At 56.5% G+C, this 21,351-nt stretch carries 25 protein-coding genes and 1 tRNA gene; 9 read left to right on the top strand and 17 right to left on the bottom strand.

Annotated elements, in window-relative coordinates:
- A complete protein-coding gene (locus ALP8811_RS06550; protein ID WP_108856335.1) occupies positions 1-579 on the top strand; it encodes a YqaA family protein in 579 nt (192 codons plus the stop codon).
- On the top strand, positions 576-1,076 hold the full coding sequence (locus tag ALP8811_RS06545; protein ID WP_181363700.1) for a disulfide bond formation protein B: 501 nt from the start codon (positions 576-578) through the stop codon (positions 1,074-1,076). Before ALP8811_RS06550 ends, ALP8811_RS06545 begins: the two co-directional genes overlap by 4 nt.
- Position 1,077: 1 nt before the next feature.
- Here ALP8811_RS06545 and ALP8811_RS06540 read toward each other — a convergent pair whose 3' ends face one another.
- A complete protein-coding gene (locus ALP8811_RS06540; RefSeq protein ID WP_108856333.1) occupies positions 1,078-1,827 on the bottom strand; it encodes an RNA methyltransferase in 750 nt (249 codons plus the stop codon).
- A 73-nt stretch (positions 1,828-1,900) separates the two neighbouring features.
- Here ALP8811_RS06540 and ALP8811_RS06535 point away from each other — a divergent pair, with 73 nt between their 5' ends.
- The gene (locus ALP8811_RS06535) at positions 1,901-2,230 is read left to right on the top strand and encodes a TfoX/Sxy family protein (RefSeq protein WP_108856332.1); all 330 of its coding nucleotides are present in this window, start codon (positions 1,901-1,903) and stop codon (positions 2,228-2,230) included.
- A gap of 69 nt (positions 2,231-2,299) precedes the next feature.
- Positions 2,300-2,941 carry a thiamine phosphate synthase gene (locus ALP8811_RS06530; protein WP_245924584.1) on the top strand — a complete coding sequence of 214 codons (642 nt, stop codon included), beginning with the start codon at positions 2,300-2,302 and terminating at the stop codon, positions 2,939-2,941.
- On the opposite strand, the gene olsA is transcribed toward ALP8811_RS06530, so the two are convergent.
- The 3 genes from olsA to ALP8811_RS06515 all read right to left on the bottom strand — a co-directional run bounded on the left by olsA (position 2,938) and on the right by ALP8811_RS06515 (position 4,807).
- Complete coding sequence (gene olsA / locus ALP8811_RS06525) at positions 2,938-3,771, bottom strand: lyso-ornithine lipid O-acyltransferase (RefSeq protein WP_108856331.1); 834 nt, start codon at positions 3,769-3,771, stop codon at positions 2,938-2,940. The two genes, ALP8811_RS06530 and olsA, sit on opposite strands and share 4 nt — an antisense overlap.
- Entirely contained in the window at positions 3,768-4,538 is a 771-nt protein-coding gene (gene olsB / locus ALP8811_RS06520) for an L-ornithine N(alpha)-acyltransferase (RefSeq protein ID WP_108856330.1), read from the bottom strand. The genes olsA and olsB overlap by 4 nt, the downstream gene beginning before the upstream one ends.
- 80 nt (positions 4,539-4,618) lie before the next feature.
- The gene (locus ALP8811_RS06515; RefSeq protein ID WP_370738885.1) at positions 4,619-4,807 is read right to left on the bottom strand and encodes a DUF3553 domain-containing protein; all 189 of its coding nucleotides are present in this window, start codon (positions 4,805-4,807) and stop codon (positions 4,619-4,621) included.
- Between the two features lie 27 nt (positions 4,808-4,834).
- Between ALP8811_RS06515 and ALP8811_RS06510 the strand changes: the two genes are divergently transcribed.
- The gene (locus ALP8811_RS06510; protein WP_108856329.1) at positions 4,835-5,434 is read left to right on the top strand and encodes a histidine phosphotransferase family protein; all 600 of its coding nucleotides are present in this window, start codon (positions 4,835-4,837) and stop codon (positions 5,432-5,434) included.
- Positions 5,435-5,479: 45 nt separating this feature from the next.
- Here ALP8811_RS06510 and ALP8811_RS06505 read toward each other — a convergent pair whose 3' ends face one another.
- The 8 genes from ALP8811_RS06505 to ALP8811_RS06470 form a co-directional block, all read right to left on the bottom strand.
- The gene (locus tag ALP8811_RS06505; RefSeq protein ID WP_108856328.1) at positions 5,480-6,727 is read right to left on the bottom strand and encodes a glutamate-5-semialdehyde dehydrogenase; all 1,248 of its coding nucleotides are present in this window, start codon (positions 6,725-6,727) and stop codon (positions 5,480-5,482) included.
- Between the two features lie 40 nt (positions 6,728-6,767).
- Entirely contained in the window at positions 6,768-7,874 is a 1,107-nt protein-coding gene (gene proB, locus ALP8811_RS06500; RefSeq protein ID WP_108856327.1) for a glutamate 5-kinase, read from the bottom strand.
- Entirely contained in the window at positions 7,862-8,896 is a 1,035-nt protein-coding gene (obgE, locus tag ALP8811_RS06495) for a GTPase ObgE (RefSeq protein WP_108856326.1), read from the bottom strand. The genes proB and obgE overlap by 13 nt, the downstream gene beginning before the upstream one ends.
- 85 nt (positions 8,897-8,981) lie before the next feature.
- Positions 8,982-9,491, bottom strand: a complete 510-nt coding sequence (locus ALP8811_RS06490) for a GNAT family N-acetyltransferase (protein ID WP_108856325.1) — start codon at positions 9,489-9,491, stop codon at positions 8,982-8,984.
- Positions 9,488-10,009 carry a GNAT family N-acetyltransferase gene (locus tag ALP8811_RS06485; RefSeq protein ID WP_108856324.1) on the bottom strand — a complete coding sequence of 174 codons (522 nt, stop codon included), beginning with the start codon at positions 10,007-10,009 and terminating at the stop codon, positions 9,488-9,490. Before ALP8811_RS06485 ends, ALP8811_RS06490 begins: the two co-directional genes overlap by 4 nt.
- Before the next feature lie 9 nt (positions 10,010-10,018).
- Complete coding sequence (locus tag ALP8811_RS06480; RefSeq protein ID WP_245924583.1) at positions 10,019-10,558, bottom strand: GNAT family N-acetyltransferase; 540 nt, start codon at positions 10,556-10,558, stop codon at positions 10,019-10,021.
- 197 nt (positions 10,559-10,755) lie between these two features.
- Positions 10,756-11,025 carry a 50S ribosomal protein L27 gene (gene rpmA, locus ALP8811_RS06475; protein WP_108856322.1) on the bottom strand — a complete coding sequence of 90 codons (270 nt, stop codon included), beginning with the start codon at positions 11,023-11,025 and terminating at the stop codon, positions 10,756-10,758.
- A gap of 21 nt (positions 11,026-11,046) precedes the next feature.
- Positions 11,047-11,688: a 50S ribosomal protein L21 gene (locus tag ALP8811_RS06470; RefSeq protein WP_108856321.1), complete on the bottom strand. Its 642-nt coding sequence runs from the start codon at positions 11,686-11,688 to the stop codon at positions 11,047-11,049.
- A gap of 301 nt (positions 11,689-11,989) precedes the next feature.
- Between ALP8811_RS06470 and ALP8811_RS06465 the strand changes: the two genes are divergently transcribed.
- Entirely contained in the window at positions 11,990-14,149 is a 2,160-nt protein-coding gene (locus ALP8811_RS06465; protein WP_108856320.1) for a tetratricopeptide repeat-containing sulfotransferase family protein, read from the top strand.
- Positions 14,150-14,152: 3 nt separating this feature from the next.
- Here the strand turns inward: ALP8811_RS06465 and ALP8811_RS06460 are convergent, their stop codons facing one another.
- On the bottom strand, positions 14,153-14,866 hold the full coding sequence (locus ALP8811_RS06460) for a DUF2059 domain-containing protein (RefSeq protein WP_181363699.1): 714 nt from the start codon (positions 14,864-14,866) through the stop codon (positions 14,153-14,155).
- Positions 14,867-15,015: 149 nt separating this feature from the next.
- The gene (locus ALP8811_RS06455; protein WP_146183998.1) at positions 15,016-15,837 is read right to left on the bottom strand and encodes a DUF2059 domain-containing protein; all 822 of its coding nucleotides are present in this window, start codon (positions 15,835-15,837) and stop codon (positions 15,016-15,018) included.
- A 167-nt stretch (positions 15,838-16,004) separates the two neighbouring features.
- On the opposite strand from ALP8811_RS06455, the gene ALP8811_RS06450 reads away from it, so the two are divergent.
- The 3 genes from ALP8811_RS06450 to pdxR all read left to right on the top strand — a co-directional run bounded on the left by ALP8811_RS06450 (position 16,005) and on the right by pdxR (position 18,910).
- Positions 16,005-16,094, top strand: a tRNA-Ser gene (locus tag ALP8811_RS06450).
- Positions 16,095-16,445: 351 nt separating this feature from the next.
- Positions 16,446-17,111, top strand: coding sequence for a hypothetical protein (locus ALP8811_RS06445; RefSeq protein ID WP_146183997.1), 666 nt, complete (start codon positions 16,446-16,448; stop codon positions 17,109-17,111).
- Between the two features lie 383 nt (positions 17,112-17,494).
- A complete protein-coding gene (gene pdxR, locus ALP8811_RS06440; protein WP_108856316.1) occupies positions 17,495-18,910 on the top strand; it encodes a MocR-like pyridoxine biosynthesis transcription factor PdxR in 1,416 nt (471 codons plus the stop codon).
- Between the two features lie 192 nt (positions 18,911-19,102).
- On the opposite strand, the gene phoB is transcribed toward pdxR, so the two are convergent.
- The 3 genes from phoB to pstB are packed head-to-tail and all read right to left on the bottom strand — an operon-like array spanning position 19,103 to position 21,311.
- Positions 19,103-19,792 (bottom strand): phosphate regulon transcriptional regulator PhoB, encoded by a 690-nt coding sequence (phoB, locus tag ALP8811_RS06435; protein ID WP_108856315.1) that lies wholly within the window; start codon positions 19,790-19,792, stop codon positions 19,103-19,105.
- Positions 19,789-20,520 carry a phosphate signaling complex protein PhoU gene (gene phoU / locus ALP8811_RS06430; RefSeq protein WP_108856314.1) on the bottom strand — a complete coding sequence of 244 codons (732 nt, stop codon included), beginning with the start codon at positions 20,518-20,520 and terminating at the stop codon, positions 19,789-19,791. Before phoU ends, phoB begins: the two co-directional genes overlap by 4 nt.
- Before the next feature lie 29 nt (positions 20,521-20,549).
- The gene (gene pstB, locus ALP8811_RS06425; RefSeq protein WP_370738884.1) at positions 20,550-21,311 is read right to left on the bottom strand and encodes a phosphate ABC transporter ATP-binding protein PstB; all 762 of its coding nucleotides are present in this window, start codon (positions 21,309-21,311) and stop codon (positions 20,550-20,552) included.
- Positions 21,312-21,351: the final 40 nt, after the last annotated feature.

Raw genomic sequence — 21,351 nt, 5'->3', positions numbered from 1 at the left:
ATGATCAAACGGCTTTACGACTGGACTATGGGGCTGGCCAACACGCCACACGCACTTTGGGCGCTGGCCGTGGTGGCCTTTTTGGAAAGCTCGATCTTTCCGATCCCGCCGGATGTTCTGATGATTCCAATGATCATCGCCCGCCCGTCGCGGGCCTTTGTGATCGCGGGCGTAGCGTTGGCAGCCTCGGTTCTGGGTGGCATGTTCGGCTATTATATCGGCTGGGGCATGTTCGAGACCGTCGGTCGACCCGTGTTGGAGTTCTACGGCAAGGATGCTTATTTTGACGACTTCGCGACGCGCTATAACGAATGGGGCGCCTGGGCCGTCCTGATCGCCGGCGTCACGCCGTTTCCTTACAAAGTCATCACAATCCTATCCGGAGCCACCGGCCTGAATTTCGGCGTCTTTATGGTGGCCAGCGTCATCGCGCGCGGTCTACGCTTTTTCATCGTAGCGACTTTGCTGTGGAAATTCGGAGCACCGATCCGTGACTTCATCGAACGCAGGCTGGGCCTGATGTTCACACTGTTCTGCCTCCTGCTTGTCGGCGGGTTCTATGTGGTGAAATTCCTATGAGAATGCTTGATCGTCTCTCGACCAAAACCTTGATCATTACTGCGGCCGTGGCTTCAGCCGGTATTCTGGCGGGTGCGTTTATCTTTCAATCTTTGGGATACGCGCCCTGCAAAATGTGCTTGTGGCAACGCTGGCCCCACGCGATCGCCGTAGTCTTAGGCGGTGCAGCGCTCGCAACCAAGATGCGCTTGCTTCGATGGGTGGGCGCGCTGAACATGGCTCTGTCCGCCGGTCTTGGCATCTACCATTCGGGCGTCGAAAGGAAATTGTGGGAAGGTCCATCCTCGTGCACAGGCGGCGGCGTCGGCAACCTATCGGTCGACGACCTGCTGGCCCAGATCCAAGCCGCACCGCTTGTGCGCTGCGACGAAATCCCGTGGCGTTTGTCAGACATGATCCCGATCGAGGCGCTGGACATCACCATGGCCAACTTCAACGCTGTTGGGTCTCTAGTCTTTATGGTGATGTGGATCGTGGCCGCGCGCCGCGCGGACTAACCTAGTCTTTATTGCGTAAGAGCTGACGCAGGATGCCGTGGAACATCTGCACGTCCAGACGGCTAAGGTTCAGACGGCTCCACATATTCCGCTGAGTGATCTTCATCACTTCGGCCTTGGTCTCGGGGAAGAAATACCCGGCCTCGTCCAATCGCTGTTCATAGTGTTCGGCCAGCTTCTCGACCTCAATCGCGCTGGCAGGCTCGCTGCTGGCCCATTCCATTACGTGATGAGCAGTTTCATGGCTCTGGCGGCGATACTCATACGCAGTCAAAAGCACGCATTGGGCTAGGTTCAGCGACGCAAATTCCGGGTTTACCGGGACCGAGATCAAGGCGTTCGCGCGTGCAATCTCGTCATTTTCAAGCCCGGTACGTTCCGGCCCGAACAACACGGCCACTTTCTTGCCCTGCAATCGCATGGCGCGGGCCTCTTCCATCGCACGTTCGGGGCTGAGAACAGGTTTCGCCAGATCGCGTGAGCGCGCGGTTGTCGCATAGACGTAATCGCAATCGCCGATCCCGTCTGCCAGTGTGTCATACACCCCTGCAGCATCCAAGACGCGCCCTGCACCAGACGCCATCGCCACGGCGGACGGATTGGGCCAGCCATCGCGCGGCGCGATGATCCGCATCCGCTCCAACCCGAAATTCAGCATTGCGCGCGCCGCCGCACCGATGTTCTCCCCCATCTGAGGGCGTACCAGTACGATCTCGGGCTGTGGTCCCAGTTGGGTCTCGGGGGTATCCATTGCGGCATTCTCTTTCAATTGGTCGGGCGCGTGATACGCTGAGCGGGATCATTCGGCAAGCAGGAGCTTCCCCATGGCCTATGACAGCGGTCTTTATGAAATCCTGAAAGACGATCTGGGCGAACGCGTGGATCTGGTGGAAAAGAAGATGTTTGGCGGCATTGCCTTCATGCTGAACGGCAACATGCTGTGCGGGGTTCACAAAAACGGTGCGATGTACCGGGTCGGTAAAGAGCACGAGGCAGAGGCGCTCGCCCTGCCCGGCGTTCGTAAGATGGATTTCACCGGGCGCCCCATGGGTGGGTTCATCGACGCGGGCGAAGAGGCCATGGCAGATGATGATACCCGCGCCGAATTGCTAAGGCTGGCCGTCGATTTTGTGTCGGGCCTGCCCGCGAAGTAACGCGCACGCTTGCAATAGCGGCAAACCCGGCTATGAAGCCTTTCAGACAATACAACGAGGATCGCGCAGATGGCTGAGAACACTCAAGAGACTGAAATGGACCGCCCCCAGCTTTATCTTGTGACTCCTCCCGAGATCGAGCTGTCGCGCTTCCCTACGGAACTGGCCAAAGTTCTGGACACCTATGACACCGCTTGTCTGCGCCTGTCGCTGGCCACCACGGACGAAGATCGCATCATGCGTGCCGCTGACGCCTGTCGCGAAGTGGCCCATGCCCGCGACGTGCCGATTGTCATCGCCGAACATGCGCTGCTGGTCGAACGTCTGGGATTGGACGGCGTACATCTGGGCGACGGTGCGCGCCGGGTGCGCAAGACCCGCGACGATCTGGGGGCTGACGCCATCGTGGGCGCATATTGCGCGGCCTCGCGGCACGACGGCATGAACGCAGGCGAAGTTGGCGCGGACTATGTCAGCTTTGGCCCTGCAGGCACGACCCCGCTTGGCGACGGTACCCGCGCTGAACAAGACCTGTTTACTTGGTGGAGCCAGGTGGTCGAGGTTCCCGTGGTCGCAGAAGGTGCGCTGGATGAAGATACGATCCGCGCCCTTACCCCCGTCACCGACTTCTTCGCCATCGGGGAAGAGATCTGGCGTACGGACGATCCCTCGGCCACGCTGGGCCGCTTGCTGGCAGCGATGGACGCTTAACGTTCGACGTTCAAATCTCCCAAACCTTCACGAACGGCCGCCTCGCAATGGGCGGCCAGTTCTTTGCGACCCGCAAAATCCGACACCTTGACCGGCGTGTGATAGACCAACTCAACCCGCCCTTGTCGCTTGGTTGCCAAGGTCTGCAGCAGATGCGGCCCAAACTCCATATCGCCCCACCAGCCATAGAACCGCGGATCTCGGCCTTCCGGTGCGAAATAGCGAAGTGTGACAGGCTGCACCCACATGAATTCACGCAAATCAGGCGTGAAGAACGCGGCGAACAGCGTTGATTTAAATGGCAAAACGCGCTGACTGTCTGAAGACGTCCCCTCGGGAAAGAAAAGCAGCTTATGTCCGGCCATCAGACGGGTGCGAAAGACCTCGATCTGGCTGTGCGCCTCTTTCCGGTCGCGGTTGATAAACACCGTTCCCGTCGCACGTGCCAGCCAACCGATGCCGGGCCAGCCGGCCACCTCGGATTTCGAAACAAAATACACCCGCTTACGCGCGTTCAGCGAGAAAATGTCCAGCCAACCTGCGTGATTGGCCACCACTGCCCCCTTCTGGTGCATGGGCTCTCCGCTGGTGGCATAGGTGATGCCAAGGATTCGAAAGGCATTTCGGCAGACAAATTGGGTGATATGGGGCGTTATCGGTCGCTGAGTGCCATAGATGGGCCGCTCAAAAAGCCGAACCAATAAAAGCAGGACCAAGCCACCGAATACCAATAGCCCAAGCGGAATCCCGCGCCGGAGAATGCGCATACGTTCAATAACCGAGGGCCGAAATCCATGCGGTTCGTGATTGCCACGCCAAGTCGCACTCATGATTTTACCTCCGCATAGATGGCGCGTGATTTGTCATTAACCAGCGACATGTCGATGATCAGGCAGACATCAGTAGTGTTAAATACATGATCCACAAATGCCCCCTCGCCGACAAAACCACCAAGGCGCAGATATCCCTTTATCAGCGCCGGAACCGCGCGCATGGCCACAGGCCGGTCAATCTCATCTTCTGGCACGAGGTCCATCAATTGAAACACATCAGGCTGGGCCCGAACACGAATAGATTCTGGCGCAAGGTGGCGGTGATGCAGCAGTGATAGCGGTGCCTTCAGCGCTTCGATATCCGTCCCATGGAACGATGCCACACCGAACAGGATTTCGATCCCGTGCTCTTCCACATACTTGGCCAACCCGCCCCAAAGATACATCATCGCAGCCCCGCCACGATAGTCCGGGTGCAGGCAAGAACGTCCTAATTCCAACAACTTACGCCCCGACGCTTTCAAAACTCTTAGGTCATACTCGGCTTCGGAATAGAAGTGGTCTGGCCCCTCAGCTGTGTTCAGTTTGTCGCCACGCAACACCCGATACACCCCAACGGCAGGAGAACCCGCGCGCGCATGGTCAAACAGGATCAGGTGGTCATAGAACGGATCAAACGCGTCACGCTCCAATCCGTTCACGTGGTCGACCAAAGGCCCGTCCCCGCCCAGCTCTCGCACAAAGACATCATAACGCAGCCGTTGTGCTGCGATCAGATCTGCGTCACTCTGGGCCAGTCTCAGTTCAAATTCGGGCGCAGTCATTCGCGATTAACCATTTGATAACCTTGTTCAGCTCATATGGCTCAGATAACGGGCGCGCAACACGGCATCCGTGCAGAACCTTAGCGTTCAGGAGGCGTAAATACAGGCATCAAGTCAACATGTTCAATCATGATCACCCGCTTCCCGGCATGCTCAAAATTTACTGTGACGCGGCCGGCCACGTTGGATTGAACCTGCCCCAGTCCCCAATCGGGCTGTTGCGGGTGGCGTACCAGCATTCCCGGTTCAAGAAGTGATCCCAATCCCATGACCTTTATCCCACTCAGGCTTCAAACATGACCAAACAAGACCGCGACCTGACCGCGTTGATCGGATCCCGTATCTGCCATGACCTTATCAGCCCTTTGGGCGCGATCGGCAATGGGGTAGAGCTGTTGCAGCTGTCTGGGATGGGTGACAGCCCGGAAATGGCGCTGATCGCGGAAAGCGTGACCAATGCGAATTTAAGGATCCGGTTCTTTCGCGTGGCATTTGGCGCTGCGGCCGAGGGACAATCCCTATCCGAACGCGAAATCCGAGCCGTACTGGCGCCTGGCGGCGATGGGCGCAAGATCGCCATTGACTGGCAGCCCACAGGCGATTTGCCACGGACCGAGGTCAAACTCGCCTTCTTGGCCTTGCAGTGTTTTGAAAGCGCGATGCCCTGGGGTGGTCAACTGTCCGTGTCTTGCGCGGATGGGCGCTGGCACATGTCGGCGCATGGGGACCGGTTGAACATCGATCCAGATCTCTGGGCCCTGCTGTCGACGGTCAACCCTGACATTGATGTCCCGCCTGCGCGGGTTCATTTTGCCTTGATCCGGCCAGAGCTTCAAAGACAGGGCCGATCAGCCACTGTTCAGATCTCGGATCAAACCATCAGTCTGACCTTCTAAGAAAAAAGCCGCCCTATCGGGGCGGCTTTCACTTTCCGGGTTCGATCAAGAGCGCGTGGTGCCATCTCCGACGACAAGATACTTGAACGACGTCAATTGCTTGGACCCAACCGGGCCACGCGCGTGCATTTTGCCAGTGGCAATCCCGATCTCGGCACCCATGCCAAATTCGCCCCCGTCTGCAAACTGAGTCGACGCATTGCGCATCAGGATCGCGCTATCGATACGGGTAAAGAAATGATCCGCCGTCGCATCGTTTTCCGTCATGATCGCATCTGTATGAGACGACGAATAGCGGTTGATGTGATCAATCGCGCCATCCACATCATCCACAAGCTTGGCAGCAATGATGCTGTCCAGATATTCGGTGCCCCAATCATCGTCCGTTGCAGGGACACTGCCGGTCAGACCTTCGCCCACCCGCACCTCGACCCCAGCCGCCATCAGATCGTCGATCACGGCTTGTCCCAGCTCCTGCGCATCGCGATGGATCAGCAGGCACTCTGCCGAGCCACAAATGCCGGTGCGACGGGTCTTGGCATTCATCACCACGTTCCGGGTCTTCTCGGCATCCGCGTCTTTGTCGATATAGATATGCACGATGCCTTCCAGATGCGCGAACACCGGCACGCGTGCCTCGCGCTGGACCAACCCTACAAGGCCCTTGCCTCCGCGCGGAACGATCACGTCCACATGGTCAGTCATTGTCAGCATCTCGCTGACCGCAGCACGATCACGGGTCGGAATAAGCTGGATGGCATCCACCGGAAGACCAGCAGCACGCAGACCGTCTTGCAGACATTCGTGGATCAAACCGGCTGAATGAAAGCTCTCGGAGCCTCCACGCAAAATTACCGCGTTTCCGGCCTTCAGGCACAATGCGCCCGCATCCGCCGTCACATTGGGGCGGCTTTCATAGATCACGCCGATCACACCCAAGGGTGTACGCACGCGACGAATGTTCAGGCCCGAGGGACGGTCCCATTCTTCCATCACCTCGCCCACCGGATCATCCTGCGCGGCAACCGCACGCAATCCGTCGCACATGCCCTTGATGCGATCTTCGTCCAGCATCAAGCGGTCCATCATTGCGTCAGACAGGCCTTTGTTGCGACCGAACTCCATATCTTTCTCGTTGGCAGAGATGATTTGGTCCCGACGCTCCCAACAGGCATCCGCCGCCGCCATCAAGGCTTTCTCTTTGGCATCGGCTGGCGCGAAAGCAAGGTCACGTGCGGCCACGCGGGCGCGGGTGCCAATGCCGGTCATCATGGTTTTGATGTCGTCGCTCATCTTGCTTTCTCCGTAAAGGTAATCTTGTATCTTATTGTCTTTAAAGGGACATATCGTCCCGATGGATCAGGGCTGCACGACCTGGGTGACCCAAAATGCGTTCGATCTGATCCGACCTCTGACCCTTGATCGCGCGCGCTTCATCCGCCGTATAGCCCGCCAGACCCGCGCCCAGATGGGTGCCATCTGTGCCCTGAATATCAACGGGATCGCCCCGCATGAACGTGCCGATCACATCCGTCACACCTGCCGCCAGCAGCGAATTGCCTGAACGGAGCGCTTTAACTGCGCCGTCGTCCAGCACCAAAACACCCTGAGGCTTCATCGACGCAATCCAGTGCTTTCGCGCAGCTTTCGGTGTGGTGCGCGCGGTGAACAGCGTCGCCGCCGCGCCGTCGATCAAAGAGGTAAGCGGGTTCATCCGCGACCCTTCGGTGATCGTCATGTCGCACCCTGCCCCGGTTGCGGTTTTCGCGGCCATGACCTTGGTTTTCATCCCGCCTTTGGACAGGCCAGTGCCGGCATCGCCCGCCATCGCCTCGATCTCGGGCGTGATCTGGTCGATGACGTCATAGCGTGTCGCGGTAGGATCGTCCTTGGGATTACCCGAATAGAACCCATCCACATCCGAGAGCAGAACCAAGTGATCCGCACCAATGGTCACAGCTACCTGAGCGGCCAGCCGATCATTGTCACCAAAGCGGATTTCATCGGTGGCAACGGTATCGTTTTCATTCACAATGGGCACCACGCCCAGTGACAGAAGCGTCTCCATCGTTGCACGCGAATTCAGATACCGGCGGCGGTCCGCGCTGTCTTCCAGCGTGACCAGAATCTGTGCAGTTTTGGCGCCCAAAGGGGCCAAAGCCTCTTCATAGGCACGGGCCAGCCGGATTTGACCAACGGCGGCGGCGGCCTGAGATTGTTCCAGCGACAGAGCGCCGACAGGAAGACCCAATACACCACGTCCCAAGGCGATAGAGCCGGACGAGACCAGTACAACATCCGCACCGCGCGCCTTCAATGCTGCCACATCCGCACAAAGTGACCCCAACCAGTCCGCTTTCAGCGCACCGTTATTTGCGTCCACCAATAGCGCCGAGCCGATTTTGACGACGACACGTTTTGCCGTGCTCAGGGATGCCACGTCTCTTCTTCCTCTTGCGGCTTCTGCCGAATGCGATCTTCCGAGATCTCCTTACGCAACGCGCGCAGAACATCTGTCGTGCCCTGTTGGGCAACGCCTGACATCTGCATGACCGGACCGCTGACAGCCTCTTCAAGGGCGGCCAGCTTCTCGGCCCGTTCCTCGTCATCCAGCGCGTCGATCTTGTTCAGAACCGTCACACGGGGCTTGTCACCCAGAATATCACCATAGTTTTCAATCTCGGTGATGATGGTCTGCCAGTCGGCGACGACATCCTCAGCCGTGCCATCCACCAAATGCAGAAGCACAGCGCAACGTTCGACGTGACCAAGGAACAAATCTCCCAGCCCGCGACCTTCCGAGGCGCCTTCGATCAGACCGGGAATGTCTGCCACGACAAATTCCGCACCATCCACGCCGACAACGCCCAGATTGGGGTGCAGCGTGGTAAACGGATAGTCCGCGATCTTTGGCCGCGCGTTCGAGGTCGCAGCAAGGAAGGTCGACTTCCCTGCATTTGGCAAACCCAGAAGTCCCACATCCGCGATCAGCTTCAGGCGTAGCCAGATCGTGCGCTCGACGCCCGCAAGGCCGGGATTGGCACGACGCGGTGCACGGTTGGTCGAGCTTGTGAAATGAAGGTTGCCAAAGCCGCCATTACCGCCCTTGGCGATCACCACGCGCTGACCGACTTCGGTCATGTCGGCGATGACGGTCTCTTCGTCTTCGTCCAGAATTTCCGTACCTACAGGCACGCGGAGCACGATATCATCGCCATCCGCACCGGTGCGCTGCTTGCCCATGCCAGGGATGCCATTGCCTGCAAAGAAGTGTTGTTGATAACGGAAGTCGATCAGGGTGTTCAGCCCGTCGACCACCTCGACAACCACGTCACCACCGCGCCCGCCGTCACCACCGTCCGGGCCACCGTATTCGATGTACTTCTCGCGCCGGAAAGACACGCAGCCAGACCCGCCCGAACCAGACCGGATATAGACCTTTGCAAGATCGAGAAATTTCATGACACGCGCCTTTCTGTTATGTCACAGGCGATAGAGGGAAATGCGCCAAGGCTCAAGTCCAGAGCCAGCGGCAGGGGCAATTGGATCAGCTTTGTGGTCGCAAAAGCTGGAAATTGCGCAAGGGATGGCTTTCACCGCGCGCAACACTGTGGCCTGTGCTGCTGCCAAGCTCTTCAAAGCCCAACTTTTCAAGCACATGGGCCGAGGCCGGATTGTCTGCAAACGCGTCAGCGCGGATCAACGACCAGTCATACTGGGCCCAGCAATGGTTGATCAGGGCGCGGCCCATCTCGGTCGCATAGCCCCTGCCCCAATGTGCACGGGCAAACATGTAGCCAAGCTGCGGATCTTCATCAGGTTTTTGCGCAAGACCCATCGACCCGACTAGCATACCTTCGTGCAACACCACGCCAACCATTCCCTGCTTTGGATCGAAGGGCTGGCATCGAGAACGCGTCAGTTCCGGATCAGCCGGATATGGCCAGGACGATGTCATGCGCACGACATCGATATCCGAGACAAGGTCTTGCATTGCCTCGAAATCAGACGGCTGACAGCGCCGCATCGTCAGGCGTTCTGTGATGAGGCAGGTCATCGCTGGCGGGCCTCCCAATCGGCACGCGACAGGCTGAGTTTGATCAGTATTTCATCGCAATCCCGCGAGACACAATGGGCGTTTTCGGTCTTCCCGGTATCACGAAACCCCAATCCCGTCAGAACCGCGCGCGAGGCATGGTTCTCGGGGAAATGACCTGACCCGATCTGGTCAAGATCCGTGGTTTCGAAAACATGCGAAATTAAGGCGCTCGCAGCCTCGCGCATGACGCCACGGCCATGATGCTTGCGCCCCAGCCAAAACCCCAGTGTCGGATCGATGCCTACGACTCCCAGAACCTCATTCCCGTTATCAACCGCCAACCCACCAAACGGATTGGTCGTGGTGAGATAGTCCAGAAATCCATCGAAATCGCGACGCGTATAGGGATGCGGCACAACGGTCAGCCAGCGCGCCACTTCGATATCATCAAGCAGCTCGACCACCTGATCACCATCGCCGGGCGTCAGGGGACGAAGCGTAAAACGCTCCGTCTTGATCTGAATATCGTCTTCCATGACAATTGGTTAAGACATCTTCTTAATGTACGTCCACGTGGGGACATTTGCCCCGCGCGCGACTGAATGGCTTTCAGCATCCCCAATATACTCGAACCCCGCATGGGTCAGAACACGGGCCGAGGCCGGGTTGTCTTGAAAGACTTCCGCAAAGATGGTGCTGTTGTTCTGAGGGTTCGCGTCGATCAGTGCACAGACCGCTTCCGAGGCAAAACCCGCATTCCAAAAACCAGGCGCGACCCAATACCCAAGCTGGCTTTGTCCGCGATCCAGAGAATCCAGAGTGATTACACCAAAAACTTCGTCCTGATCGTCGCGCAGGCTGTCCATAACCCAGACATCTTCATGCCGATCCTCGGCCATGGCGCGCTCAATGAACGCCTCGGTTACGCCCGGCGGCAAGGGATGCGGAATCGAGCGCGTGGCCTGCGCCACCCGTTTATCCGACACCGACAGAACCAATGCCCCAAGATCCGAAGGCCGAACAGGGCGCAGAACAAAACGCTCCGCCTGAATGATCGGCTGGGTTCTAATATCTACATGCTTCACGGCTTTCCCTCCTCTGAAAAGCGCAGAATGCACCGCCCGTAGTCCCCTAAAGGCCATCACATAACCTGTGTTTTCGGCACTTTTAGGGCGTTCGTGTGAACGTTGGATGAACAGGCAGATAAGTACTACAAACAAAAAGAAAAGGGGCCGGCTATCACAGCCGGCCCCTGGTTTTTCACAACCTTGTTAGGTTCGGCTTACTCAGCGGCCTCCGCCACTGGGAGAACCGAAATAAAGGTGCGGCCTTTCAGGCCTTTGTGGAATTTAACGGTGCCTTCGCTGGTTGCAAAGATGGTGTGATCTTTGCCCATGCCCACGTTATCACCCGGCCACATCTTGGTACCGCGCTGACGCACGATGATGTTGCCCGGGATCACAACCTGACCACCGTATTTCTTTACACCAAGGCGACGACCGGCTGAGTCGCGGCCGTTACGGGATGAACCGCCTGCTTTTTTATGTGCCATGCTATCTCTCCTTAGCTCTCGTTAGCCTTTGGCCAATTCTTTGGCCTGCTCTACCCAGCCTTCACGCTCGATACGACCTTTGAACGACAGTTTCTCGTCGAACTCGGTAATATCAGCTTCGCCCCAAGCGGCGATCTGAGCGAAGGTGGTGACGCCAGCTTCCAGCAGTTTCTTCTCAAGCGCAGGGCCAACGCCCGACAGCTTCTTCAGATCGTCAGCACCAGCGGGTGCTTCTGCCTTGGCGGCTTTCTTCGGAGCTGCTTTCTTTGCAGGCGCTTTGGCCGGAGCAGCCGCTGCAACAGCAGCACCCGATACCGAACCTGCACCGATGGCAGCTTTTACGCCCGACTTGTCGGCACCCTTTTCCAGGATGTCGGTCACGCGGAGCAGCGTCAGTTGCTGACGGTGGCCCTTGGTGCGCTTCGAGCTGTGCTTACGGCGACGCTTCACGAAGTGAATGACTTTTTCGCCTTTGATCTGGTCGATGACTTCTGCCTGGACGCCAGCACCTTCTACGGTGGGGGCACCAACAGTCGCGCCGACCATCAGAATCTCGTTGAACTGGACTGTTTCGCCAGCATCGGCCGCCAGCTTTTCAACGCGCAGAACGTCGCCAGCTTGGACCTTATACTGCTTGCCGCCGGTTTTCATAACCGCAAACATATGATCTTCCTTCATAATCCGCGTCCTGTGGCCCCGACATATGCCGGTGTTTGACGAAGGGCCAATCCCTTCCATTGCCTCGAACTGCGCATCCGCCACTTGCGTTTTGGACATAGTTTTTAGTCCCTGCACAGGAAAACCCCGGCAGGAATGGCGGCTTATCGGGTGGATTTGGGCTAAAGTCAAGACTTTTACACAGGCGCAACGCGCTTATTCTCAAGGGCGCCGGCTGGGCCTTGAAGCTCTGCTCTGGTAATATTAGCCAATAGGTAAATGCCTTTCCAGCTTAAACGGGTCCGACATGCTTCCTTTGAACTCAAATCAGATCCCTGCCCTGTTTCAAAAAGCAGGCAATCTTGCACGGTCAGGCAAGCCAGATGAAGCGCTAAAGGTCTTGGCGCAACTTCAAACCATCGCCCCCAACCGGGCCGAGGTGCCGTTTCAGATCGCTCAGATTCATCAACAGCTAGGCCGGACAGACGCGGCATTGAAAGCTTACGGCCAAGCCGCGCGTTTAGCACCTGCCGAGATCACGGTATGGCGGGCTTACGTCAATCTTGCGCTCAGCCTTGATGCCTCGTCCCGTTCGATGGTCGCAAAGCAGTTGAAATCCGCGAAACTGCCAGCAACCGAACATAAAAGACTGACTGCCATTCTGAAGGGCACTGGGTCCAGCACCAAACGTGTTAGCAAGACTGCCTCGAAGTCCGAGATTGACGCGCTGACCGCCCTTCTGAACGCGGGCCGCGCAAAAGAAGCCGCGGCTCAGGCCCATGCGCTTTTGGCCCGCGGCGCAAACGAGGCCGTGACGATGGTCCTTGGGGTTGCACTTGCGGCATTGGGCAAGGTCGATGCGGCCGAGGCTGCCTTCAAAACCGCGCTTTCCGCCGATCCCGACTATGGCGAAGCGCTAGCGCAATATGGGCAGTTCCTTCTGAAGCAAACGCGTCGCACCGATGCCCGCAAGGTCTTGGAGCACGCGCGCCGTATCATTCCCGACAACCCGATTGTCCTTGGCAATCTTGGCATGCTCTACTCCGACATCAATGCCCCGCGCGAGGCGATCGAGTGTTTGGACGCACTGCTGAAACAGGCTCCGGGAAATGCAGCCGGGTTGTTCACCCGCGCCAAGGCCCGTCTGACACTGGAAGATGCTGCCGGGACGCTCGAGGATTTGGACGCGTTGGCTGTAAAGACCGCCCCCACAGGTGAAATGCTTGCCTTGCGGGCGATGGCAGAGAAGCTGCTTGGAAACCTTGAGGCCTCGCGCAACGCCATCGAAGAGGCTTTGAAAACCGACCCAAACCACCTTCGCGTGGTGACCATGGCAGCAAATCTGCTGCAACAGGCCGGTGACTTCGAGGCGGCCGAAAAGGTTCTGCGCGACGCCATCGCGCGGGGTGTCCGGTCGGGTTCGGTGTATCGCATGGTCGCACAGGGCCGAAAGCTGGCACAGGATGATCCGCTGATCGACGAAATGAAAGCCCTGTGGGATCGTCCTGACCTGCCGGACGAGGCCCGCATCGATCTGGGATATGGCTTGGTAAAGGTGATGGAGGATCACAAAGATGCCGAGGCCGCCTGGACCTATCTATCCCGCGCAAACGAGGTGATGGCCCGCCTTCACCCTCATGACATGAACAAAGAACAAGGCGATTTCGACCGCTTCAAGGCGTTCCTGAAGGGGTTCGATCCCGCACGCATCGGCGACTGCGGTTACGACCAGAACAGCACGGTCTTCATCACCGGCTTACCGCGCTCGGGCACCACGCTGGTCGAGCAGATCCTCGCCAGCCACTCTACGGTCACCGGCGGGGATGAACTGGGAATTTTCCACCCACTGGGTTTCGAGCAAGTCGCAAAGGTGGCCCAAGCTGGCGGGCATATTGGCGATATGACCGATGCGCAATTCGAAGACCTTGGCCGCGCGTATCAGGCCGCCATCGACACGCGCCTGCCGGATGCTGACCGGATCACAGACAAGACAATCTCGACCTATCAGATTGCGCCTTTGGTCTGGCTGGCCATGCCCAAAGCCAAGATCGTGGCGCTGCGACGTGATCCGCGCGACAATCTTTGGTCGATCTTCAAGAACCGCTTTGTACCGGGGCTGCACCGCTACAGCTATTCACAGGCTGCCCTAGTTCAGACCTATCGCCTGTACACCGAATACCTGGACCTCTGGCGCGAGCTTGCCCCGGATCGGATTTATGAGATTTCTTATGAAGATCTAGTCGACAATCCGGAAACCGAAATCCGCAAACTTCTAGAGTTCTGCGAGCTGGAGTGGGAAGACGCTTGCCTCAACTTCCACAAGACCAAACGGGACGTGAAAACGCTGTCGGTCGCACAGGTGCGCCAACCCCTTTACAAAAGTTCAGTCGGCAAGTGGGAGCCATATGCCGATCACCTGAAAGAGCTGTTGGACGGGTTGGCTAGTTTGGATGCTAAGAACACCTAAGCATTAAAGCTCTTCTTCCCGTGACAGGGTTCCCACAACGCGGCCAAGATCACCGGACAACCGCAGGTATACGGCGTCAAATGCCGTGAACAGGGCTTGGTTAAGCGCCTGACCCGCAGGTGTCGCAGAGAACGCGACATAGCGGTCCAGATCATAGGGATCAACTGGCGCATATGCGGTGTGTAAATAGGCAAAGATCCATTCCGTAGTATCCGTCCGAATGTCCGTTTCCTGCGACCAGACATGGGATAGAATATCCCGCTCGCTCATTTGATCTACAATATCGGGCAGGCTTTGATTGAGCGTATTCAGGAAAACATAGTTCGAATTCAGCGACCCCATGACGTTCAGTTCGATCAGGTCGTTTGTGTCGACATACTGACGGATCGTTTCGTCCAACACCTCGGGGATGTCCCCTTGAAGCCAACGATCGCGCGCGGTTTGTTCGAACTCCATGTCAAGGAATGCGCGGCGAGCGGCAATCTCGTTCTGGATGATCTTTTGCATGTCCTCTGTCTTATAGAACTCGCAAAGCACCGAGAGATGGGCCTGCGCCAATTGCTGTTCAAACAGAGTGTGCAGCTCACCCTGAAGGACCTTCTCGTTGTAAATGGCCTGAACGGCACCTTCCCAACGCGGTCCACCTTCGTGGCCCAGAAGGTCCAGATCCGATGCCAAGGCCATCGAGAGGCCCTCGTCATGAAGGATCGATACCATTTGCGACATACCAAGAAGGGTCCAAAGCTCTTCAAAGCTCTGCTCGCCGTCCTGCTGGGATTGATCAGAGGCCGCAACAGCGCTCAGGCTGCAGGCTAGCAACATCGAAAGCACTGCCAACACTCTCCTCAAGGCTGTCATCCAGCAGGTCACAGTTCCGTCTCGGGCGACAGTTCGTCAAGGCGGCTCGCCATCGTCTCGTATCGATTGGCCATAATCTCGAACTGAACAGCGTTCAGAATTTCATAGACCTGCCCCATCCGGGGATCCTGAAGCGCGGCGAGGTAGTCAATCAGATCAGCCTCGTCCACGGCGCGATAGGCATAGGCATTCGACACCAAAGAGTTTTCTTCAATCCCCTCGCGCATAAGGTCTGACTGGCTTAGCAAGATGCCGCGCAAATCGTCTTCGTCCAACTCAAGATCGCTGGCCCCGGCTGCCATAGCCGCCATCAGATAGCGGACCTGGATTTCGATCAACGAGCGGATCGCGACATCGGTCGAGCCGATCGCATCCCCCATTGCCTTGTAGATTTGCAAACGCAGATCCCCGCTTTCCAGAAGTCGGGCAACAATATCGGCGCCTTCGGTGTATTTCACCTCGTCATCTGCCATGTGGCTTTCGTTCTCGACTTCGACCAGCCGTTGCCCAAGGGGGCTTTCGTAAAACGCCATGCCATGATCCAGCACATCCTGCGGCAGCACGGCGGCCAGCATGTCGACAGCATCTTCCACCATCGCGTCAGGTTCGAACACCTCGCGTGCCAGATCTTGCCATTGACGGCCAAAGACTTCGGGATCTTCCCCGGTCATTCCCGGCCCCGCCATCGCACCCAACTGGATAGATTCAATCGCAACATCAAACCCGGTGATCTTCAGAAAGGTCCTGATTTGATCCTCGTCACTAGCAAAAGCGCTTGACGCGGTTACAAGAACAGCCGCCGCGAAACTTATAATTCTGTTAATTATCATGGCTTTATTTATGTCTTCCAACTAAGTTTTCGCACCAAGACTAGCGCCCACCTTATTCCTTGCCAAGCCGTAGAGGATCACGATTTTTCCAGCATTTCAAAATTAGGCAAAAAAAGTGGTTGCACATGCCGCGTGGTCGAATTATCCCCCCCTCCACAGACCCCCGCGGAGAGGTGCCGGAGTGGTCGAACGGGGCGGTCTCGAAAACCGTTGTGGGTGCAAGCCCACCCAGGGTTCGAATCCCTGTCTCTCCGCCACTATCCTGTCTAAGTGCTTGTTTTCATTCACTTGGTCGAGGCTAGAGTGCAGAATCCGCGACAATATCACCCAATCGAAACTCATTGCCTTTGATCGCTTGGATTTGAGTGTAAGCTATCCGAAAGACTTGATATTTTTCTCAAACTCCCGGTTTACACTAGGCGTTAGTGGTTGTTGCGATGCGGATTTGGTTTAACCCTAAACGGGTATTTTTGTGCCCAAAGTTGGGATCTGCAAGTGCCATCATCCGCGAAATAGGCGCTCACAGAACTATTTGGTGTAGACCTGCTATTACCGCACAGTTATCAAGTTTACATTGAATACACTAACTTTTTTAACCGGAGGCGATTGTGTTTAGACTATTTGCATTTCTCGTTGCAGCATTTCAGATGCACCCTACAAGCTCTTGGGCAGAAGGACCTACTTCAGCCGAACAACAAGTTCTTCATTTTGTCGAGAATGAGGTCCCCAACAAAATGGCCTTCACTTTCTTAGATAGAAAATTTGAGCTAGGCAAAGATGGTTCAGTTGAACGATTGAGCAACAACACTGCTTGGAAGGTCCAACAGCGCTTTATGCTCGCTGGCTTGTCATCGATGCGCACTGATCAGGCCGAAGAAAATCGCGTCTATGATGCGGACATTGCCCAGAAAGAAGCAAAATGCAGTCAAACCAGCGGCTTGTGTATGGTTATGAAACGACATGGATTCTGGCGAATGGGCTGGTCTGCTGAGATATCTTCAGGTTCTCAGTTCCGTCAATATGTCGTTCATGAGGATACTCCCGAAGCTGGATACCAGCTCGGAAAGATTAGCGATCTTCGTGTGATCGACATATCTCAAGCGCATGCAAACAATTGTGATTTCCGCGTCACCATGCGCATTTGGATCGATGAACCTACCCCGTTCGGCAAGGTACTCATTGAGCACATTGGTAGCGAAGCTTTAGTCCAGGAAAACTGTTTCGTGCTCGGTCGCTCAGGTGTTGAGTGGAAAACAACCTTCACCCGACATTAGGGAAATCGCACACATAAACCAAATTGATGACGCTGGTTAAAATCCAGCTGAGAATAGCAACAAGTTTCAAAAACATCAGAATGCACCTACAGAGGGTTTCTGCTGTCTCGGAAACTGTGGAGGCGGGATTTCTGAGTTTGGTAGTCCTCCCGAGGAACAATCTAAAGGGCGAGCAAGCGCGCAAAAACTCTAGATTTCCGAGTTTATTGCAGCCCCAATGTGCCTATCCGCGAAGGCGTATTCGTCCACTTGCACGGTCCTTCAAATCGACGATTGCCCAACTTGGTCATGGCAACATCCTTTTGCTTGCCCAGTTGGGAACGGATTGCCATAGATTTGGACACTCATTAATATCCAAAACAGACCTAAATGAGCATACCACTATGAAGCAAACCCCATGGTTGGCCTTTTCAATCGACCGATCTGCAAAGACACCTGTCTTTGAACAAATCTGCTCTTCTATTCGCGAGAGGGTTATTTCCGGAGATCTGGCCGAAGGGACGAAGTTGCCGCCGACCCGTGTGTTTGCCACCGAGCTTGGCGTTTCACGCTCCACGATCATTACTGCCTATGATCAACTGGTCGCAGAGGGGTATCTGCGCTCGGTACAAGGATCTGGGTATATGATCTGTGCTCTGGGCGAAGTTGAATTGGCAAAACGGATTACTTCAAAACGCATAAAACGCGTCGATGAACAAACCCGCCTTCCCATCCCTTTCCAAGCCAGCCAGCCCGACATGCGGCTTTTTCCCCATCGGCAATGGGCCAAAGCTGTTGCTCGCGTGTGCCGAACAAATCCCGAGGCCATGCTGATTAGCAACTCCTATTTCGGCAATATTCAGTTGCGAGAAGCGATTGCCGAACATGTGTCTGAATGGCGAGGGATCGACGCGTCGCCTCAACAGATTTTTGTGACTGCCGGATCAACCGACGCTCTCGAAATCTGTTTGCGAACATTGGTAGGCACCGGCGACACAATTGGCCTTGAGAACCCCGGATATCAACCGATGCGGCAGTTTGCCGAGGCCCATGGCGTAGCGGTTAGCAACCTTAACGTCGATGACAATGGAGCCGAAGTACCGCGTACGTCCTCGACCGCACGCCTTGCAGTGTTGACACCGTCGCATCAATATCCTCTTGGCGGTGCGATGTCGCCCAATCGCAGACTGGAATTCCTTGCGTGGGCCACGTCCCAAGACGCTTGGATCGTCGAAGATGATTACGACAGTGAATTCAGATATGCAGGCAGGCCGATCCCAGCCATGGCTGGCTTCGACCATGTGAACCGCACAATCTATATCGGCAGCTTCTCCAAGATCTTCTCAAACTCATTACGGTTGGGGTATGTTGTGGCCCCGGAAGCATTGATCGACCGTTTTCAAGCAACACTAAAACGATTTGGCCAACGAGCGAGTTACATGCCGCAACAAGCGTTGGCAGACTTCATGAAATCTGGCGAGTTTTATCGTCATTTGCGTCGGGTGCGCCGAACCTATGGGGACCGGCGCAAATTCCTTTTGGATAAACTCGCCCGCGACTTCACCGATTTTGGAAGCTGCGTCGATCATCACGCCGGAATGCAGGTGGTGTTTCACCTTAAGGAAGGCCTGAAGGACGTTGAGATAGCCAAGAGCGCCGCAGAAATCGGGGTGGCAACACAGCCGTTGTCACAGTTCGCGACAGGTAAAACAGGGCACAATGGCCTGATACTTGGCTTTTGTGGGATTTCCGAAGAAGAAATGAACCCAGCTTTGAACGCACTGAAAGACTGTTTCAAAAGGCACTTAGATCGCCGATAACTTGCGATGCATCCCCTAGCTATGGTTTGTCGCGTCGTGCTGGCATCTGGGTACATTGCAGCGAATGCCGACACACCGTCCGTCGCGTGGGCGCAGTGAATGGCCCTATGGCCCTGTTCAAACAGGCTACGCATCGGGTCCAGTTTTCTTCGGATTCAGAGCCAATGAAGCGATGAGACCTGCAATCAAGCCTCATCCAAGCGCATACCCGGTCCCACGCACTGTGCGCAGAGGATCATCGCCGCCATTGCGGCAAAGCGCCTTGCGCAGACGTCCAACATGGACGTCTACCGTACGCGTATCCACGTAGACGTCACGCCCCCAGACACGATCCAAAAGCTGCTCACGGCTCCAGACACGACCCGGTTTCTCCATGAATGTGCTCAACAGTCGAAACTCTGTCGGGCCGAGCTTCACCGGCTCGCCATCGCGGGTCACGCGATGGCTTTCGCCGTCCAGTACGATGTCACAGTACTCTAGCTTTTGCCCGACAGACACCGGGCGCGTGCGGCGCAGCTGGGTGCGGATGCGCGCCATAAGCTCGCTTACGGAATAGGGTTTGACCACGTAATCATCCGCGCCAGTTTCCAGCCCCCGGACCCGATCAACCTCTTCCGAACGCGCTGAAAGCATGATCACCGGAATGGCGCGGGTTTCCTTACGGGTCTTGATCTGGCGGCAGATCTCGATCCCCGAGGCACCGGGCAGCATCCAGTCCAGCAAGATCAGGTCTGGCATGACCTCGTCGACCAAGATCAGCGCGTCATCGCCGTTTTCGGCCATGGTGACGTCATAACCTTCCGAGGTCAGGTTATAGCGCAGGATTTCGCGTTGTGCTGGCTCGTCTTCCACCAGCAGAACGCAGGGCTTATCCGCGCTCATGCCTCGGCCTCGCTGGTGTCCTCACTCGGCACTTCATAGTTGGCCGAGTTGCCTTTCGGGCGCGCTTCGTCCGGCAGTTCGCCGCTGACCAGATAGATCACCTGATCCGCGATCGAGGTCACATGATCCCCCATACGTTCGATATTCTTGGCGATGAAATGCAGGTGCATACAGGACGTGATGTTGCGCGGATCTTCCATCATGAAGGTCAAGAACTCGCGGAAGAGCGCGTTATACATCTGGTCCACTTCCAGATCGCGGTGCCGCACGTCATGTGCCAGTTCCTCGTCACGGCGGATATAGGCATCCAGCGCGTCCGTCAGCATCTGGCGCACTTCGCTGGCCATGCGTTTGATCGCACCCGATGCGCCGTCGATGGGCTGCATGTGCACCAATACCGTGGTCCGCTTGGCCATGTTCTTGGCATAGTCGCCGATCCGTTCCAGGTTGGCGGCCACTTTCATCACGGTCAGAACGGTACGCAGGTCCGAGGCAATCGGCTGCCGAAGCGCAAGTACGCGGGCGCATTCTTCCTGAATTTGCATGTCCAGCGCATCGATCTGACGATCTGCCTTACGCACTTCTTCGGCCAGCTCTTCGTCCCGGCTTTTCAGGGATTTCGCACCCTCACGGATGGCGTTCTCAACCAAGCCGCCCATCTTCATAAGGTGGGCCTGAATTTCTTCCAGATCGCGGTCGAAAGCGGATGCAATATGTTGATCAATCATGTCTTTTCTCCTGCCCCGAAGGGCCAACCTTAGCCGATACGGCCGGTAATATAGCTTTCGGTGCGCGGATCTTCGGGGTTGGTGAAGATCTTGGTGGTGTCATCGTATTCGACCAGATTTCCAAGGTGGAAGAAGGCAGTTTTCTGGCTGACACGCGCGGCCTGCTGCATCGAGTGGGTGACGATCACCACCGAATAGCTTTGGCGCAGCTCGTCTATCAGCTCTTCAACTTGTGCCGTCGCAATCGGATCAAGCGCCGAGCACGGTTCATCCATCAGCAGGACTTCAGGTTCGGTTGCAATGGCGCGCGCAATACACAGACGCTGCTGTTGCCCGCCCGACAGACCGGTTCCCGGTGCGTTCAGGCGATCTTTCACCTCGTCCCAGATGGCGCCGCGACGCAGAGACTTCTCGACGATTTCGTCCAGTTCGGCTTTGTTTCGGGCCAGTCCGTGGATGCGGGGGCCATAGGCGATATTGTCATAGATCGACTTGGGGAACGGGTTGGGTTTCTGGAACACCATCCCGACCTTGGCGCGCAGCTGCACAGGATCGACGCGCTTGTCATAGATGTCTTCGCCGTCCAACAAGATGTCGCCCTCGACGCGGCAGATATCAATCGTGTCGTTCATACGGTTCAGGCACCGCAGGAAGGTCGACTTGCCGCAACCCGACGGGCCGATAAAGGCCGTTACGGTCTTGTCTTCGATCTCGACCGAGACGTCTTTGATCGCATGCGTATCGCCGTAATAGACCTGTACGCCCTTGGCCGAGATTTTCATATCGTTCATCTCAACAGCCCTTTCGATTTTCGTCATATCATTCATGGGT

This window comes from Aliiroseovarius pelagivivens (genome assembly GCF_900302485.1).
Taxonomy (GTDB): Bacteria; Pseudomonadota; Alphaproteobacteria; order Rhodobacterales; family Rhodobacteraceae; genus Aliiroseovarius; species Aliiroseovarius pelagivivens.
Note: the sequence above shows the minus strand (reverse complement) of the source record. Positions and strands in the feature narration are given on the sequence as shown.

What these genes read in the sequence shown, in the direction of transcription:
- ALP8811_RS06515 (WP_370738885.1), bottom strand. Translation starts at nt 4,807, where the DNA reads ATGGGATTGGGATCACTTCTTGAACCGGGAATGCTGGTACGCCACCCG.
- olsB (WP_108856330.1), bottom strand. Translation starts at nt 4,538, where the DNA reads ATGACTGCGCCCGAATTTGAACTGAGACTGGCCCAGAGTGACGCAGAT.
- ALP8811_RS06510 (WP_108856329.1), top strand. Translation starts at nt 4,835, where the DNA reads ATGACCAAACAAGACCGCGACCTGACCGCGTTGATCGGATCCCGTATC.
- phoU (WP_108856314.1), bottom strand. Translation starts at nt 20,520, where the DNA reads ATGATTGATCAACATATTGCATCCGCTTTCGACCGCGATCTGGAAGAA.
- ALP8811_RS06485 (WP_108856324.1), bottom strand. Translation starts at nt 10,009, where the DNA reads ATGGAAGACGATATTCAGATCAAGACGGAGCGTTTTACGCTTCGTCCC.
- olsA (WP_108856331.1), bottom strand. Translation starts at nt 3,771, where the DNA reads ATGAGTGCGACTTGGCGTGGCAATCACGAACCGCATGGATTTCGGCCC.
- ALP8811_RS06455 (WP_146183998.1), bottom strand. Translation starts at nt 15,837, where the DNA reads ATGATAATTAACAGAATTATAAGTTTCGCGGCGGCTGTTCTTGTAACC.
- ALP8811_RS06460 (WP_181363699.1), bottom strand. Translation starts at nt 14,866, where the DNA reads ATGGTATCGATCCTTCATGACGAGGGCCTCTCGATGGCCTTGGCATCG.
- ALP8811_RS06530 (WP_245924584.1), top strand. Translation starts at nt 2,300, where the DNA reads ATGGCTGAGAACACTCAAGAGACTGAAATGGACCGCCCCCAGCTTTAT.
- ALP8811_RS06505 (WP_108856328.1), bottom strand. Translation starts at nt 6,727, where the DNA reads ATGAGCGACGACATCAAAACCATGATGACCGGCATTGGCACCCGCGCC.
- obgE (WP_108856326.1), bottom strand. Translation starts at nt 8,896, where the DNA reads ATGAAATTTCTCGATCTTGCAAAGGTCTATATCCGGTCTGGTTCGGGC.
- ALP8811_RS06465 (WP_108856320.1), top strand. Translation starts at nt 11,990, where the DNA reads ATGCTTCCTTTGAACTCAAATCAGATCCCTGCCCTGTTTCAAAAAGCA.
- ALP8811_RS06540 (WP_108856333.1), bottom strand. Translation starts at nt 1,827, where the DNA reads ATGGATACCCCCGAGACCCAACTGGGACCACAGCCCGAGATCGTACTG.
- ALP8811_RS06535 (WP_108856332.1), top strand. Translation starts at nt 1,901, where the DNA reads ATGGCCTATGACAGCGGTCTTTATGAAATCCTGAAAGACGATCTGGGC.
- rpmA (WP_108856322.1), bottom strand. Translation starts at nt 11,025, where the DNA reads ATGGCACATAAAAAAGCAGGCGGTTCATCCCGTAACGGCCGCGACTCA.
- ALP8811_RS06550 (WP_108856335.1), top strand. Translation starts at nt 1, where the DNA reads ATGATCAAACGGCTTTACGACTGGACTATGGGGCTGGCCAACACGCCA.
- ALP8811_RS06490 (WP_108856325.1), bottom strand. Translation starts at nt 9,491, where the DNA reads ATGACCTGCCTCATCACAGAACGCCTGACGATGCGGCGCTGTCAGCCG.
- pdxR (WP_108856316.1), top strand. Translation starts at nt 17,495, where the DNA reads ATGAAGCAAACCCCATGGTTGGCCTTTTCAATCGACCGATCTGCAAAG.
- phoB (WP_108856315.1), bottom strand. Translation starts at nt 19,792, where the DNA reads ATGAGCGCGGATAAGCCCTGCGTTCTGCTGGTGGAAGACGAGCCAGCA.
- ALP8811_RS06545 (WP_181363700.1), top strand. Translation starts at nt 576, where the DNA reads ATGAGAATGCTTGATCGTCTCTCGACCAAAACCTTGATCATTACTGCG.
- pstB (WP_370738884.1), bottom strand. Translation starts at nt 21,311, where the DNA reads ATGAACGATATGAAAATCTCGGCCAAGGGCGTACAGGTCTATTACGGC.
- ALP8811_RS06470 (WP_108856321.1), bottom strand. Translation starts at nt 11,688, where the DNA reads ATGTTTGCGGTTATGAAAACCGGCGGCAAGCAGTATAAGGTCCAAGCT.